Origin of the sequence: Salmonella sp. NW177 (assembly GCF_051811585.1) — a bacterium.
GTDB lineage: Bacteria > Pseudomonadota > Gammaproteobacteria > Enterobacterales > Enterobacteriaceae > Salmonella > Salmonella enterica.
Genome location: NZ_JAMMZV010000005.1, coordinates 1 through 13,149, shown reverse-complemented (window position 1 = coordinate 13,149; position 13,149 = coordinate 1). Strand labels below are relative to the sequence as shown.

Here is a 13,149-nt window from a genome sequence, read left to right as displayed (position 1 = left end):
AAGCAGTGGCATAAAAAAGCAATAAAGGCATATAACAGAGGGTTAATAACATGAAAGTTAAAGTACTGTCCCTCCTGGTACCAGCTCTGCTGGTGGCGGGCGCAGCGAATGCGGCTGAAATTTATAATAAAGACGGCAACAAATTAGACCTGTTTGGTAAAGTTGATGGCCTGCACTACTTCTCTGACGACAAAGGCAGCGACGGCGACCAGACCTACATGCGTATCGGCTTCAAAGGCGAAACGCAGGTTAACGATCAGCTGACCGGTTATGGCCAGTGGGAATATCAGATTCAGGGCAACCAGACTGAAGGCAGCAACGACTCCTGGACGCGTGTGGCGTTTGCGGGTCTGAAATTCGCTGACGCAGGTTCCTTCGATTATGGTCGTAACTACGGCGTAACCTATGATGTGACCTCCTGGACCGATGTTCTGCCGGAGTTCGGCGGCGACACCTACGGCGCTGACAACTTTATGCAGCAGCGTGGTAACGGCTATGCCACTTACCGTAACACCGACTTCTTCGGCCTGGTGGATGGCCTGGACTTCGCGTTGCAGTATCAGGGCAAAAACGGCAGCGTGAGCGGTGAAAACACCAACGGTCGCAGCCTGCTGAACCAGAACGGTGACGGTTACGGCGGATCGCTGACTTATGCAATCGGCGAAGGCTTCTCTGTCGGTGGCGCTATCACCACGTCTAAACGTACTGCCGATCAGAACAACACCGCTGACGAACACCTGTATGGTAACGGCGATCGCGCTACGGTCTACACCGGCGGCCTGAAATACGATGCGAACAACATCTATCTGGCAGCGCAGTATTCTCAGACCTATAACGCAACCCGTTTTGGTACCTCTAACGGCAACAATAAGTCCACCTCTTACGGTTTTGCCAACAAAGCGCAGAACTTTGAAGTGGTTGCTCAGTACCAGTTCGACTTTGGTCTGCGTCCGTCTGTGGCTTACCTGCAGTCTAAAGGTAAGGACATCAGCAACGGCTACGGCGCCAGCTATGGCGACCAGGACATCGTAAAATATGTTGATGTCGGCGCGACTTACTACTTCAACAAAAACATGTCCACCTATGTTGATTACAAAATCAACCTGCTGGATAAAAACGACTTTACCCGCGATGCGGGCATCAACACCGACGACATCGTAGCGCTGGGTCTGGTTTACCAGTTCTAATCAGCAAAAGATGTTGCTAAAGGGCCTGCGGGCCCTTTTTTCATGCCTTATTCCGGCGTACAAATACGACGTTTTGATATACGCTTGCGTCCATTCGAATGAGGATAAACAGCGATGAAAATGACTTTTTGCCGGGCCGTGTGTCTGGCGGCGGCTTTTTTACTTATGGGCTGCGATGAGGCTCCCGAAACGACAACAGCGTCACCTGCCGCTCAGGTGCTGGAAGGTAAAACGATGGGGACCCTCTGGCGGGTGAGCGTGGTTGGTATCGATGCGAAACGCGCCGCAGAGTTACAGACTAAAATCCAGACTCAGCTTGATGCTGATGATTGGTTGCTTTCTACCTATAAAAATGACTCCGCGTTGATGCGTTTTAACCATTCACGCAGCCTTGCGCCCTGGCCGGTCAGCGAAGCCATGGCGGATATCGTGACCTCGGCGCTGCGTATTGGCGCGAAGACGGATGGCGCGATGGATATCACCGTGGGCCCGCTGGTCAATCTGTGGGGGTTTGGGCCGGATCGGCAGCCGCTGCATATCCCAACACCAGCACAAATCGATGCGGCAAAAGCGAAAACAGGCCTGCAACATTTGCAGGTTATCGACAGGGCTGGACATCAGTTTTTGCAAAAAGATCTGCCGGATCTTTATGTTGATCTCTCCACGGTCGGGGAGGGCTATGCGGCGGATCATCTGGCGCGTCTGATGGAGCAGGAGGGCATTGCGCGTTATCTGGTCTCGGTGGGCGGCGCATTAAGCAGTCGCGGGATGAATGCGCAAGGGCTGCCGTGGCGCGTCGCGATTCAGAAGCCGACCGACCGGGAAAACGCGGTGCAGGCGATTGTGGATATCAACGGGCATGGCATCAGCACCTCCGGCAGCTACCGTAACTATTATGAGCTGGATGGCAAGCGTGTCTCGCACGTTATCGATCCGCAAACGGGGCGCCCCATTGAACACAACCTGGTATCGGTTACGGTTATCGCGCCAACTGCGCTGGAAGCGGACGGCTGGGACACCGGCCTGATGGTGCTCGGTACACAAAAGGCGCAAGAGGTCGTGCGGCGGGAAGGGCTGGCGGTATTTATGATCATGAAAGAAGGTGAAGGCTTTAAAACCTGGATGTCGCCGCAGTTCAAAACGTTCCTGGTGAGCGATAAGAATTAAAACGCAAGATTACGGGTTTTTGTGGGCGGATTTACGGACACACTGCATGTAAGCAAGCACTATGCTTAATGAAGGAGTCTATGATGAAAAAAGCGTTACTTACCGATGATGAATGCTGGCTGCGGGTGCAGGCGCGCGATGCCAGCGCGGATGGGCGTTTCGTTTTTGCGGTGCGAACCACCGGCGTTTTTTGCCGCCCTTCTTGTCGCTCGAAGCGGGCGTTACGTAAAAATGTTCGCTTTTTTGCCAACGCGCAGCAGGCGCTGGACGCCGGTTTTCGCCCCTGCAAGCGCTGTCAGCCGGATAATGCGCGCGCGCAGCAACGGCGGTTGGATAAGATTGCCTGCGCCTGCCGTTTGCTTGAGCAGGAGACGCCGGTAACGCTGGCGTCTCTGGCGCAGGCGGTGGCGATGAGTCCGTTTCATCTGCACCGTTTGTTTAAAGCGAGCACCGGTATGACGCCGAAAGGGTGGCAGCAGGCGTGGCGCGCCCGGCGGCTGCGTGAGGCGTTGGCGAAAGGAGAGCCGATCACGGCGGCTATTTATCGCGCCGGCTTCCCGGATAGCAGTAGCTACTACCGTCATGCCGACCAGACGCTGGGCATGACGGCAAAACAGTTTCGCAAAGGCGGCGATAATGTCTCCGTTCGCTATGCGCTGACGGACTGGGTTTACGGACGGTGCCTGGTGGCGGAGAGCGAGCGGGGGATTTGCGCGATTCTCCCCGGTGATAGCGACGACGCGCTACTGGCTGAATTACACACCCTGTTCCCGGCGGCCCGCCACGAACCTGCTGACGCGCTTTTTCAGCAACGGGTGCGGCAGGTTGTCGCGGCTATCAACACACGCGATGTGCTGCTCTCGTTGCCGCTGGATATCCAGGGAACCGCGTTTCAACAGCAGGTCTGGCAGGCGTTATGCGCAATTCCCTGCGGCGAAACCGTAAGCTATCAACAGCTTGCCGCGACTATCGGCAAACCCACGGCGGTACGCGCGGTCGCCAGCGCGTGCGGCGCGAATAAACTGGCGATGGTGATCCCGTGTCATCGGGTCGTGCGTCGCGATGGCGCGCTCTCCGGTTATCGTTGGGGCGTGCGTCGAAAAGCGCAGCTATTAAAGCGAGAAGCGCAAAAAGAGGAGTAGCAATGCTGGATCTATTTGCTGATGAAGCGCCCTGGCAAGAGCCCCTGGCGCCTGGCGCGGTGGTGTTGCGCCGCTTTGCGTTTCGCGCGGCGCAGTCGCTATTAGACGATATCGGGTTTGTCGCCAGTCAGTCTCCGTTTCGTCAGATGGTGACGCCGGGCGGCTACACCATGTCGGTGGCGATGACCAACTGCGGCGCGTTAGGGTGGACCACCGATCGTCACGGTTATTGTTATGCCGTGTGCGATCCGTTGACCGATAAACCCTGGCCTGCGCTGCCGTTATCGTTTGCCAGCGTATGTCGTCAGGCGGCAATCGCGGCAGGGTATGCGAGCTTCCAACCGGACGCCTGCCTGATCAATCGCTACGCGCCCGGCGCAAAACTGTCGCTGCATCAGGATAAAGACGAGCCGGATCTGCGCGCGCCTATCGTCTCAGTTTCGTTGGGGGTGCCGGCGGTTTTTCAGTTTGGCGGCCTGCGTCGCAGCGATCCGCTCCAGCGGATCTTACTGGAGCATGGCGATATCGTGGTCTGGGGCGGCGAGTCCCGTCTGTTTTATCATGGTATCCAGCCGCTTAAAGCGGGCTTTCATCCCATGACCGGTGAATTTCGTTACAATCTCACCTTCCGTCAGGCGGCTGAAAAAGAATAAAAATAAGAATTATTATTGCTGTGCAGGTGGAGTTAGTTAAACTGCGGGCTGTTATTATCGGTCCGGGTTGTATGCATGGAACTTCTTATTCTTGTCTGGCGGCAGTACCGCTGGCCATTTATTAGCGTGATGGCGCTGAGCCTCGCCAGCGCGGCGCTGGGGATTGGCCTGATCGCGTTTATCAATCAGCGCCTGATTGAAACGGTGGACACCACCGTCATGGTGCTGCCGGAATTTCTCGGTCTGCTCCTGTTGCTAATGGTCGTCACATTAGGTTCCCAACTGGCGCTCACCACTCTGGGACACCATTTCGTTTACCGCCTGCGCAGCGAATTTATCAAGCGCATTCTGGATACGCACGTTGAACGCATTGAGCAACTGGGCAGCGCCTCTTTACTGGCCGGTCTGACCAGCGATATTCGCAATATTACTATCGCCTTTGTGCGTCTGCCTGAGCTGGTGCAGGGCATTATCCTCACCGTCGGCTCGGCGGCGTATCTGGCGATGCTATCGACAAAAATGCTGCTGGTTACGGCTATCTGGATGGCGGTCACTATCTGGGGCGGATTTGTGCTGGTGGCGCGGGTTTACCAGCATATGGCGACCCTGCGCGAGACCGAAGATAAGCTGTACAACGACTATCAGACGGTGCTGGAAGGACGCAAAGAGCTGACGCTAAACCGCGAGCGTGCGGAGCAGATTTTTCAGCAATGCTATATCCCGGACGCCAAAGAGTACCGTCATCACATTATCCGTGCCGATACTTTTCATCTGAGCGCCGTCAACTGGTCGAATATCATGATGCTGGGGGCGATAGGCCTGGTCTTCTGGATGGCGAATAGTCTCGGCTGGGCGGATACCAACGTCGCGGCGACCTATTCACTGACGTTGCTGTTCCTGCGCACGCCGCTGCTGTCTGCGGTGGGGGCGTTGCCAACGCTACTGACCGCCCAGGTGGCGTTTAATAAACTGAATAAATTCGCGCTCGCCCCGTATAAGCCTGATTTTCCACAGCCGAAAGCCTTTCCCGACTGGAAGACGCTGGAGCTGCGCAACGTGGTTTTTCACTATCAGGATAACGCGTTTTCCGTGGGGCCCATCAACCTGACGATTCACCGCGGCGAACTGCTGTTTTTAATTGGCGGCAACGGTAGCGGGAAATCGACGCTGGCCATGTTATTGACCGGATTATACCAGCCGCAATCGGGAACGATTTTACTTGATGGTCAACCTATTGCCGCCGGACAGCCGGAAGATTATCGCAAACTGTTTTCTGCGGTGTTCACCGATGTGTGGTTATTCGACCGCCTGCTGGGGCCGCAGGGGAAACCCGCCAATCCCGCTCTGGTCGAAAAGTGGCTTGAGCACCTGAAAATGACGCACAAGCTGGAGCTAAACGACGGGCGCATTTTGAATCTTAAACTGTCGAAAGGGCAAAAAAAGCGCATTGCGCTGCTGCTGGCGCTGGCGGAAGAGCGCGATATTATTTTGCTGGATGAGTGGGCCGCCGATCAGGACCCGCATTTCCGCCGGGAATTTTATCAGGTACTGTTGCCGTTAATGCAGGAAATGGGCAAAACCATTTTCGCCATCAGCCATGATGATCACTATTTTATTCACGCCGATCGTCTGCTTGAAATGCGTAACGGACAGCTAACCGAACTCACCGGCGACGAACGTGATGCCGCCTCGCGTGATGCGGTTGCGCGTACTGCGTAATGGCCGGATGAACCGCCTGATGGCAGCCCTACGTCCGCACGCGGGTAGGCCTGATAAGATGCCACGCGTCGCCACCAGGCATCGGGTTATTTCTTGCGGCGGGCGAGCGGATTTCCAGACGTGTTTTGAAAAGAACCCCGGAGCGCTGCGTGAGCCGGCGTGTTCAGATGCCCGGTAAGTGTGACCGGGCAGCGTAACGTTATCGCGTGACGGCGTTCTGTACGTTAGCGTCCGCTTTCCAGATGCGGTATTTCACGTCCACATTCGCCGGGGTATACACCACGATCGGCAGCTTGCTGTTGTAGCGCAGCATCCCGTCTTCACCCAGCCAGGCGGTGACGAATTTTTGCTCTTTCTTACCTTCAGGGCAGGCCATCATGGTTGATACCGGAGAGGTGACGTTATCAAAGACATAATAGTCATAGCCCCAGCCTTCCAGCGTTTTTGTTTCCAGCGTGCCGCCGAGGCGATGCTGGTTACAATCCACATTCAGCGTTTGGCCAATCAACAGTTCCACTTTGAGGGTAGATTCATCCTGCTGAGGGGTAAGGGTTATCACTTGCCGCTTCATTCCTTTTTCCGCCTGCGGATAGGGGGCGATTTTCTCCAGCGGCTGGGCGGTATCGCTATTGTTAGCCCAGGCAGAGGCGCTGGCGAGGGCGGCGAAGACGACGGCAGGGACAAACATCTTCATTTGATTGTTCACAGTATTTCCTTTCTGCTGTTTTCGGTATGCACGGACAACAGATTAACACATTCATATTATCTATTAATCTGTATTTACTCATATTTTCAAGATTATTAATAAAATAGCGTCTTTTTATATAGTGGAATATTCCGATATTGATAATGTAAATGAAATTATCAGCTATTAGTGGTTTTCGTTATATAGATGGCTATATAACTCATTGAAATGTGAGAAAAAGCACGTTTACGGGTCTTTACCCGGCACTCTTTTGATCCGGCAACAGCATTTACCTCTATCGGGGTATGCATCTCTTACACATCCTGAAATATCTTATTTACAAAAACAACTACTCATAAATTGTACGGTTTTTATTGGTATTCACTCCCTATGGAAGCGTGTCGTTATGGAAGGGCGATATCATGGTTGATTTATCCCGTCGAAGCATGTTGACCGGCAGTTGGCGCAACGCCAGCAATGGGATTCTTCCGCCGTGGGCCAGAGAAACAACCTATTTTCTCGCACATTGTCTGCGTTGCGACGCCTGCATCCAGGCGTGTGAGGCCGACATCCTGCAGCGAGGGACGGGGGGATATCCGAGCGTAGATTTCAAACGGGGCGAGTGCAGCTTTTGTTATGCCTGCGCGCAGGCCTGTACTGAATCGCTTTTTCTTCCGCGCCACACCAGGGCCTGGGATCTGATTTTTACGCTCACGGAAAACTGCCTCGCCAGGCAATCGGTTGAGTGCCATCGCTGCCAGGACAGTTGTGAACCTATGGCCATTACCTTTCGTCCCACGCTATCCGGCATTTACCAGCCGCAGCTTGACTCGCAGGCCTGTAACGGATGCGGGGCGTGTGTGGCTATCTGTCCCGTGTCAGCCATCAAAGCGGAGAACCACCATGCGCACTAACTGGCAGGTCTGTAGCCTGGTCGTGCAGGCCAAAAGTCAGAACATCGCCGCCATTGGCACACAGTTGAACACGTTGCCGGGTTGCGAAGTCGCGTTAAGCGACGTTGAAAGCGGGCAACTGATCGTGGTGGCGGAAGCAGATCAGAGTGAAACGCTGATGCAAACAATTGAGTCAGTACGCAATGTCGAGGGCGTACTGGCGGTGTCGCTGGTTTATCACCAGCAGGATGAGCAAGGTGAGGAAACACCATGAAACTCAGTCGTCGTAGCTTTATGAAAGCTAACGCCGTTGCGGCCGCTGCGGCGGCTGCCGGTCTGAGCGTGCCGGGCGTCGCCCGCGCCGTTGTCGGGCAGCAGGAAGCCATCAAATGGGATAAAGCGCCGTGCCGTTTTTGCGGAACGGGTTGCGGTGTGTTGGTGGGAACGCAGCAGGGCCGTGTGGTCGCCTGCCAGGGCGACCCCGACGCGCCGGTCAACCGTGGTCTGAACTGCATTAAAGGCTACTTCCTGCCCAAAATCATGTACGGTAAAGATCGTCTGACGCAGCCGATGCTGCGCATGAAAGACGGCAGCTATCACAAAGACGGCGAGTTTACGCCGGTGAGCTGGGAACAGGCCTTCGATGTGATGGAAGAGAAGTTTAAAACCTCCCTGAAAGAGAAAGGACCAGAAGCGATCGGCATGTTTGGGTCGGGTCAATGGACCATCTGGGAAGGCTATGCCGCCGCGAAACTGTTCAAGGCTGGTTTCCGCTCTAACAACATTGACCCGAACGCGCGTCACTGCATGGCCTCGGCGGTGGTGGGCTTTATGCGTACCTTTGGCATGGATGAACCGATGGGCTGCTACGACGATATTGAGCAGGCCGATGCGTTTGTGCTGTGGGGTTCCAACATGGCGGAGATGCACCCGATTTTATGGTCGCGCATCACTAACCGCCGTTTGTCCGACCCGAATGTGAAAGTCGCTGTCCTCTCCACCTTCCAGCACCGTAGCTTTGAGCTGGCGGACAACGGTATTGTCTTTACCCCGCAAAGCGATCTGGTGATCCTTAACTATATCGCGAATTACATTATTCAGAACAACGCGGTAAATCAGGATTTCTTCACAAAGCATGTGAATCTGCGTAAAGGGGCGACGGATATCGGCTACGGCTTACGCCCGACGCACCCGCTGGAAAAAGCGGCGAAGAATCCGGGCTCCGATGCTTCCGAGCCGATGAGCTTCGACGAGTATAAAGCCTTCGTGGCGGAATATACGTTGGACAAGACTGCTGAAATGACCGGCGTGCCGAAAGATCAACTGGAACAGTTGGCGCAGCTCTACGCCGATCCGAATAAGCGCGTGATCTCTTACTGGACGATGGGTTTTAACCAGCATACCCGCGGCGTGTGGGCGAATAACCTGGTTTACAACCTCCATCTGCTGACCGGAAAAATCTCCCAGCCTGGCTGCGGTCCTTTCTCGCTGACCGGCCAGCCTTCCGCCTGCGGTACGGCGCGTGAAGTGGGAACCTTCTCACACCGTCTACCCGCCGACATGGTCGTGACGAACGAAAAACACCGTGATATCTGCGAAAAACACTGGCAGATCCCCGCTGGCACTATTCCGGCAAAAGTGGGTTTACACGCGGTGGCGCAGGATCGCGCGTTGAAAGACGGCAAGCTGAACGTCTACTGGGTAATGTGTAATAACAATATGCAGGCCGGGCCGAACATCAATGAAGATCGGATGCCGGGCTGGCGCGATCCGCGTAACTTTATCATTGTCTCCGATCCTTACCCGACGGTGAGCGCGCTGTCTGCGGATCTGATCCTGCCGACCGCCATGTGGGTTGAGAAAGAAGGCGCTTACGGCAACGCCGAACGCCGCACGCAGTTCTGGCGTCAGCAAATTAAAGCGCCGGGCGAAGCTAAATCCGACCTCTGGCAACTGGTGCAGTTCTCCCGTCGTTTTAAAACCGAGGAGGTCTGGCCGGAGGCGTTGCTGGCCCAGAAGCCGGAGCTGCGCGGTAAAACGCTGTATGACGTTCTGTTCGCCACGCCGGCGGTCAGCAAATTCCCGCTGAGCGAGCTGAAAGAGGATCAGTTAAACGATGAGTCTCGTGAGCTGGGCTTCTATCTGCAAAAAGGACTGTTTGAAGAATACGCCTGGTTTGGACGTGGCCACGGGCACGATCTGGCGCCGTTCGACGATTACCACAACGCGCGCGGTCTGCGCTGGCCGGTCGTCGAAGGCAAAGAGACGCAATGGCGTTACAGCGAAGGCAACGACCCGTATGTAAAAGCGGGGGAAGGGTACAAATTCTACGGTAAACCGGATGGCAAAGCGGTGATCTTCGCGCTGCCATTTGAACCTGCGGCGGAGTCGCCGGACAACGAGTACGATCTGTGGCTTTCCACCGGTCGCGTGCTGGAACACTGGCATACCGGCAGTATGACGCGCCGCGTGCCTGAATTGCATCGCGCCTTCCCGGAAGCGGTGGTCTTTATTCACCCGCTGGATGCGAAAGCGCGCGATCTGCGTCGTGGGGATAAGGTTAAAGTGTCGTCCCGCCGCGGCGAAGTGATTTCGATTGTCGAAACGCGTGGACGTAACCGTCCGCCGCAGGGACTGGTGTATATGCCGTTCTTCGATGCCGCTCAGCTAGTGAACAACCTGACGCTGGATGCGACGGACCCGCTCTCTAAAGAGACGGACTTCAAGAAGTGCGCCGTTAAGCTGGCGAAGGTGTAACGCGTTATGTCCCGTACAGCGAAACCCCAAAATGGCCGCCGCCGCTTCCTGCGTGATGTTGTGCGCACTGCGGGCGGGCTGGCGGCGGTTGGCGTGGCGCTGGGCTTGCAACAGCAAACCGCGCGCGCATCGGGCGTGCGGCTGCGTCCGCCTGGCGCGCTGAATGAAAATGTCTTCGCCAGCGCCTGTGTGCGCTGCGGGCAGTGCGTTCAGGCGTGTCCATACGACACGCTAAAACTGGCGACGCTGGCCTCCGGGCTATCGGCAGGCACGCCCTATTTCGTCGCTCGCGACATCCCCTGCGAAATGTGTGAAGACATTCCGTGCGCCAAAGTCTGCCCCAGCGGGGCGCTGAATAAAGATATCGCCTCCATTGATGACTCGCGCATGGGGCTGGCGGTGCTGCTGGATCAGGAAAACTGCCTCAACTTTCAGGGGCTGCGCTGCGACGTTTGTTACCGCGAATGCCCGAAAATCGATGAGGCCATCACGCTGGAGCTGGATCGCAACATGCGCACCGGCAAACATGCGCGCTTTCTGCCCACCGTACACAGCGACGCCTGTACCGGCTGCGGCAAATGCGAAAAAGTCTGCGTACTGGAGCAACCAGCGATAAAAGTGTTGCCGTTGTCATTGGCGAAAGGGGTGTTAGGACACCATTACCGCTTCGGCTGGCTGGAGGGGAAAGATGGCAAATCGTAAACGCGACGCCGGGCGAGAAGCGCGGGCGAAAAAAGGCTGGTGGCGTAGCCACCGCTGGCTGGTGTTACGCCGTATCAGCCAGTTTATGGTGCTGGGGATGTTTCTCAGCGGCCCGTGGCTGGGCTTTTGGGTTTTGCATGGCAACTACAGCAGTAGTTTGCTGTTCGATACCCTCCCGTTGACCGATCCGCTGATTACCCTGGAAAGTCTCGCCAGTGGACATCTTCCCGCTACCGTGGCGCTGACGGGAGCAGTGATTATCGCTGTGCTGTATGCGCTGGCGGGAAAGCGATTATTTTGCAGTTGGGTTTGCCCGCTAAACCCCGTTACCGATTTGGCTAACTGGATGCGCAGGAAATTTGACCTGAACCAGTCTGCGACGATTCCACGCCATATACGGTACGTCCTTCTGGTGGTGGTGTTAATCGGTTCGGCGTTGACCGGCACGCTGCTGTGGGAATGGATTAATCCCGTGTCGCTGTTAGGTCGTAGTCTGATTATGGGATTTAGTAGCGGCGCGTTGCTGATTATTGCTTTGTTTTTATTTGATTTATTAGTCGTTGAGCACGGCTGGTGCGGTCATATTTGCCCGATGGGCGCGCTGTATGGCGTGCTGGGCAGTAAAGGCGTAGTGACCGTGACGGCCAAAAAACGTGAGAAATGTAATCGCTGTATGGATTGTTTTCATGTTTGCCCGGAACCGCATGTGCTACGTGCGCCGGTGCTGGATGAGCAAAGCCCGGCGCAGGTCACTCACCGCGACTGCATGACCTGCGGTCGCTGCGTGGATGTCTGTTCTGAGGATGTTTTTACAATAACGATACACAACATCATTCGGGATGCATCGCGGCGGTAAGCGAGGAAATCCCCGGGAGCATAGATAACGATGTGACTGGGATTTTCGAGCGCAGCCAACAAAGAGGCAGCTCGAAGGATGAAGTGTAAATGCGATGGAGTTCGGGAGCGAAACAATGAAAAGCCATGACCTGATGAAAGCGCTGTGTCAATGGATGGCCACGCTTGCCCTGGTGGTAAGTGGTGCGGTTTGGGCGGCAAACGGAGTGGATCTGAGCCAGTCGCCGGAAGTATCCGGGACGCAGGAAGGGGCGATTCGTATGCCGAAAGAGCAGGAACGTATGCCGCTAAATTACGTCAACCAGCCGCCGATGATCCCGCACAGCGTCGAGGGCTACCAGGTGACGACCAATACCAACCGCTGTCTGCAATGCCACGGCGTGGAAAGTTATCGTACGACGGGCGCGCCGCGTATCAGTCCGACGCACTTTATGGACAGCGACGGTAAAGTGTCGGGCAACGTCGCGCCGCGTCGTTATTTCTGCCTGCAGTGCCACGTACCGCAGTCTGATACCGCGCCGATTATCGACAATACCTTTACCCCCTCGCAAGGTTACGGGAAATAAGAGGTCATTATGGAAAATTCTAACCGTAAACCCGGCTGGATAAAGCGCGTCTGGCGATGGTGGCGCAGCCCCAGCCGCCTGGCGTTGGGGACGCTGCTGTTAATCGGTTTTATCGGCGGCATCATCTTCTGGGGCGGCTTCAATACCGGAATGGAAAAGGCTAACACCGAAGAGTTTTGTATTAGCTGCCATGAAATGCGCAACACGGTGTATGAAGAGTATATGGAAACCGTCCACTACAACAACCGTAGTGGCGTTCGCGCCACCTGTCCTGACTGCCATGTGCCGCATGAGTGGGGGCCGAAGATGATCCGTAAGATCAAAGCCAGTAAAGAGCTGTACGCGAAGGTATTTGGGCTGATAGATACACCGCAGAAATTTGAAGCTCATCGCCTGACAATGGCACAAAATGAGTGGCGGCGCATGAAAAACAACAACTCGCAGGAATGCCGTAACTGCCACAATTTCGACTTTATGGATCTGACCGCGCAAAAAGGCGTCGCGGCGAAAATGCACGATCAGGCGGTAAAAGATGGACAGACCTGTATCGATTGCCACAAAGGGATCGCGCATAAACTGCCGGATATGCGTGATGTTAAACCAGGTTTCTGACAGGACGTTGATGAGTGGGAATGCTTGAAGCCAGAGATCTGTACTGCGAGCGGGACGAGAGGACGCTGTTTCGCGGGCTGTCGTTCACCGTGGAGGCCGGGGAGTGGGTGCAGGTCACCGGCGGCAACGGCGCGGGAAAAACCACCCTGCTGCGCCTGCTGACCGGGCTGGCGCGCCCGGACGGCGGCGAGGTGTACTGGCAGGGCGAGCC

Annotated in this window: 14 protein-coding genes; 13 read left to right on the top strand and 1 reads right to left on the bottom strand. The window is 55.6% G+C overall.

Annotation, left to right across the window (positions count from 1 at the left end; genetic code table 11):
- The first annotated feature begins 50 nt into the window (after positions 1–50).
- The 5 genes from NA986_RS14870 (at position 51) to NA986_RS14850 (ending at position 5,868) form a co-directional block, all read left to right on the top strand.
- Positions 51–1,187 (top strand): porin OmpC, encoded by a 1,137-nt coding sequence (locus tag NA986_RS14870; protein ID WP_000865521.1) that lies wholly within the window; start codon positions 51–53, stop codon positions 1,185–1,187.
- Between the two features lie 114 nt (positions 1,188–1,301).
- A complete protein-coding gene (gene apbE / locus NA986_RS14865) occupies positions 1,302–2,354 on the top strand; it encodes an FAD:protein FMN transferase ApbE (protein ID WP_000784304.1) in 1,053 nt (350 codons plus the stop codon).
- 80 nt (positions 2,355–2,434) lie between these two features.
- A complete protein-coding gene (ada, locus tag NA986_RS14860; RefSeq protein ID WP_000975968.1) occupies positions 2,435–3,496 on the top strand; it encodes a bifunctional DNA-binding transcriptional regulator/O6-methylguanine-DNA methyltransferase Ada in 1,062 nt (353 codons plus the stop codon).
- A 2-nt stretch (positions 3,497–3,498) separates the two neighbouring features.
- Complete coding sequence (alkB, locus tag NA986_RS14855) at positions 3,499–4,149, top strand: DNA oxidative demethylase AlkB (protein ID WP_023216178.1); 651 nt, start codon at positions 3,499–3,501, stop codon at positions 4,147–4,149.
- 75 nt (positions 4,150–4,224) lie between these two features.
- The gene (locus NA986_RS14850) at positions 4,225–5,868 is read left to right on the top strand and encodes a multidrug ABC transporter permease/ATP-binding protein (RefSeq protein WP_000421584.1); all 1,644 of its coding nucleotides are present in this window, start codon (positions 4,225–4,227) and stop codon (positions 5,866–5,868) included.
- Positions 5,869–6,067: 199 nt separating this feature from the next.
- On the opposite strand, the gene eco is transcribed toward NA986_RS14850, so the two are convergent.
- Positions 6,068–6,562 carry a serine protease inhibitor ecotin gene (gene eco / locus NA986_RS14845; RefSeq protein WP_023165762.1) on the bottom strand — a complete coding sequence of 165 codons (495 nt, stop codon included), beginning with the start codon at positions 6,560–6,562 and terminating at the stop codon, positions 6,068–6,070.
- 413 nt (positions 6,563–6,975) lie between these two features.
- On the opposite strand from eco, the gene napF reads away from it, so the two are divergent.
- The 8 genes from napF to NA986_RS14805 form a co-directional block, all read left to right on the top strand.
- Positions 6,976–7,467 carry a ferredoxin-type protein NapF gene (napF, locus tag NA986_RS14840; protein WP_000228072.1) on the top strand — a complete coding sequence of 164 codons (492 nt, stop codon included), beginning with the start codon at positions 6,976–6,978 and terminating at the stop codon, positions 7,465–7,467.
- Positions 7,457–7,720 (top strand): chaperone NapD, encoded by a 264-nt coding sequence (gene napD, locus NA986_RS14835; RefSeq protein WP_001260058.1) that lies wholly within the window; start codon positions 7,457–7,459, stop codon positions 7,718–7,720. The genes napF and napD overlap by 11 nt, the downstream gene beginning before the upstream one ends.
- Complete coding sequence (gene napA / locus NA986_RS14830; protein WP_000778097.1) at positions 7,717–10,203, top strand: nitrate reductase catalytic subunit NapA; 2,487 nt, start codon at positions 7,717–7,719, stop codon at positions 10,201–10,203. The genes napD and napA overlap by 4 nt, the downstream gene beginning before the upstream one ends.
- A 6-nt stretch (positions 10,204–10,209) precedes the next feature.
- On the top strand, positions 10,210–10,905 hold the full coding sequence (napG, locus tag NA986_RS14825) for a ferredoxin-type protein NapG (RefSeq protein ID WP_023215890.1): 696 nt from the start codon (positions 10,210–10,212) through the stop codon (positions 10,903–10,905).
- On the top strand, positions 10,892–11,761 hold the full coding sequence (gene napH / locus NA986_RS14820) for a quinol dehydrogenase ferredoxin subunit NapH (protein WP_000013528.1): 870 nt from the start codon (positions 10,892–10,894) through the stop codon (positions 11,759–11,761). Before napG ends, napH begins: the two co-directional genes overlap by 14 nt.
- 115 nt (positions 11,762–11,876) lie before the next feature.
- Positions 11,877–12,326 carry a nitrate reductase cytochrome c-type subunit gene (napB, locus tag NA986_RS14815; protein WP_000835182.1) on the top strand — a complete coding sequence of 150 codons (450 nt, stop codon included), beginning with the start codon at positions 11,877–11,879 and terminating at the stop codon, positions 12,324–12,326.
- Positions 12,327–12,335: 9 nt separating this feature from the next.
- Entirely contained in the window at positions 12,336–12,938 is a 603-nt protein-coding gene (gene napC, locus NA986_RS14810) for a cytochrome c-type protein NapC (RefSeq protein WP_023215889.1), read from the top strand.
- A 20-nt stretch (positions 12,939–12,958) separates the two neighbouring features.
- A partial coding sequence (locus tag NA986_RS14805; RefSeq protein ID WP_117381492.1) for an ATP-binding cassette domain-containing protein occupies positions 12,959–13,149 on the top strand: 191 nt, incomplete at its 3' end.

Bases quoted from the DNA above. Each gene is read 5' to 3' on its own strand.
- napH (WP_000013528.1), top strand. From the start codon at position 10,892: ATGGCAAATCGTAAACGCGACGCCGGGCGAGAAGCGCGGGCGAAAAAA.
- alkB (WP_023216178.1), top strand. From the start codon at position 3,499: ATGCTGGATCTATTTGCTGATGAAGCGCCCTGGCAAGAGCCCCTGGCG.
- eco (WP_023165762.1), bottom strand. From the start codon at position 6,562: ATGAAGATGTTTGTCCCTGCCGTCGTCTTCGCCGCCCTCGCCAGCGCC.
- napD (WP_001260058.1), top strand. From the start codon at position 7,457: ATGCGCACTAACTGGCAGGTCTGTAGCCTGGTCGTGCAGGCCAAAAGT.
- napF (WP_000228072.1), top strand. From the start codon at position 6,976: ATGGTTGATTTATCCCGTCGAAGCATGTTGACCGGCAGTTGGCGCAAC.
- napG (WP_023215890.1), top strand. From the start codon at position 10,210: ATGTCCCGTACAGCGAAACCCCAAAATGGCCGCCGCCGCTTCCTGCGT.
- NA986_RS14870 (WP_000865521.1), top strand. From the start codon at position 51: ATGAAAGTTAAAGTACTGTCCCTCCTGGTACCAGCTCTGCTGGTGGCG.
- napA (WP_000778097.1), top strand. From the start codon at position 7,717: ATGAAACTCAGTCGTCGTAGCTTTATGAAAGCTAACGCCGTTGCGGCC.
- ada (WP_000975968.1), top strand. From the start codon at position 2,435: ATGATGAAAAAAGCGTTACTTACCGATGATGAATGCTGGCTGCGGGTG.
- napC (WP_023215889.1), top strand. From the start codon at position 12,336: ATGGAAAATTCTAACCGTAAACCCGGCTGGATAAAGCGCGTCTGGCGA.
- apbE (WP_000784304.1), top strand. From the start codon at position 1,302: ATGAAAATGACTTTTTGCCGGGCCGTGTGTCTGGCGGCGGCTTTTTTA.
- NA986_RS14850 (WP_000421584.1), top strand. From the start codon at position 4,225: ATGGAACTTCTTATTCTTGTCTGGCGGCAGTACCGCTGGCCATTTATT.
- napB (WP_000835182.1), top strand. From the start codon at position 11,877: ATGAAAAGCCATGACCTGATGAAAGCGCTGTGTCAATGGATGGCCACG.